The sequence below is a fragment of the Amycolatopsis sp. NPDC114503 genome, assembly GCF_055633655.1.
In genome coordinates, this window is record NZ_JBVKDT010000031.1 from 2,881 (window position 1) to 4,702 (window position 1,822).

The window sequence follows — 1,822 nt, forward strand, 5'->3', positions numbered from 1 at the left end:
CGGATGGGTAGGGGAGCGTCCTGCATCCAGTGAAGCCGCGGCGGAAGCCAGCGGTGGAGGGTGCGGGAGTGAGAATGCAGGCATGAGTAGCGAATGCAGAGTGAGAAACTCTGCCGCCGGATGACCAAGGGTTCCTGGGCCAGGCTAATCCGCCCAGGGTAAGTCGGGACCTAAGGCGAGGCCGACAGGCGTAGTCGATGGACAACGGGTTGATATTCCCGTACCCGAGCATGTGCGCCCATGGCGAGGCGGTTGACACTAACCACCCGAAGCCGGCACGGAAGTCTTCGGACGGATGTGCCGTGTGGAGCGTGGGACCTGATTCCGTAGTAGTCAAGCGATGGGGTGACGCAGGAAGGTAGCTCCGCCAGGCGATGGTTGTCCTGGTGTAAGCGTGTAGGCCGTCATGTAGGCAAATCCGCATGACATGTGGCTGAGACGTGATGCGTAGCCGTTTGAGGCGAAGTGGGTGATCCTATGCTGTCGAGAAAAGCCTCTAGTGAGTGCATGCACGGCCCGTACCCCAAACCAACACAGGTGGTCAGGTAGAGAATACCAAGGCGATCGGGTGAACTGTGGTTAAGGAACTCGGCAAAATGCCCCCGTAACTTCGGGAGAAGGGGGGCCAAGCGCTGTGATGCCCCTTGCGGGTGGAGCGGTGGTTGGCCGCAGAGACCAGCGGAAAGCGACTGTTTACTAAAAACACAGGTCCATGCGAAGTCGCAAGACGATGTATATGGACTGACGCCTGCCCGGTGCTGGAACGTTAAGAGGACCGGTTAGCCTTTCGGGGCGAAGCTGAGAATTTAAGCGCCAGTAAACGGCGGTGGTAACTATAACCATCCTAAGGTAGCGAAATTCCTTGTCGGGTAAGTTCCGACCTGCACGAATGGCGTAACGACTTTCCGGCTGTCTCGACCACAGGCCCGGCGAAATTGCATTACGAGTAAAGATGCTCGTTACGCGCGGCAGGACGGAAAGACCCCGGGACCTTTACTATAGTTTGGTATTGGTTTTCGGTTCGGCTTGTGTAGGATAGGTGGGAGACTGTGAAGCGCTCACGCTAGTGGGTGTGGAGTCGTTGTTGAAATACCACTCTGGTCGGATTGGGAATCTGAACCTCGGACCATGATCTGGTTCAGGGACAGTGCCTGATGGGTAGTTTAACTGGGGCGGTTGCCTCCTAAAGGGTAACGGAGGCGCCCAAAGGTTCCCTCAGCCTGGTTGGCAATCAGGTGTCGAGTGCAAGTGCACAAGGGAGCTTGACTGTGAGACAGACATGTCGAGCAGGGACGAAAGTCGGGACTAGTGATCCGGCACCTCCTGGTGGAAGGGGTGTCGCTCAACGGATAAAAGGTACCCCGGGGATAACAGGCTGATCTTGCCCAAGAGTCCATATCGACGGCATGGTTTGGCACCTCGATGTCGGCTCGTCGCATCCTGGGGCCGGAGTAGGTCCCAAGGGTTGGGCTGTTCGCCCATTAAAGCGGCACGCGAGCTGGGTTTAGAACGTCGTGAGACAGTTCGGTCCCTATCCGCCGCGCGCGCAGGATACTTGAGGAAGGCTGTCCCTAGTACGAGAGGACCGGGACGGACGGACCTCTGGTGTGCCAGTTGTCACGCCAGTGGCATGGCTGGTTGGCTATGTTCGGAAGGGATAACCGCTGAAGGCATCTAAGCGGGAAGCCTGTTCCAAGATGAGGTATCCCACCCCTATGTGGGTTAAGGCCCCCAAGAGACGATTGGGTTGATAGGCCAGAAATGGAAGCACAGTAATGTGTTGTCGAGTTGACTGGTACTAATAGGCCGAGGACTTGCCCAC

Annotated in this window: 1 rRNA gene (cut by a window edge); it reads left to right on the forward strand. The window is 57.2% G+C overall.

The window, feature by feature from the left end:
- Positions 1–1,822, forward strand: a 23S ribosomal RNA gene (locus ACZ7OI_RS49215) (it extends 1,353 nt beyond the left edge of the window).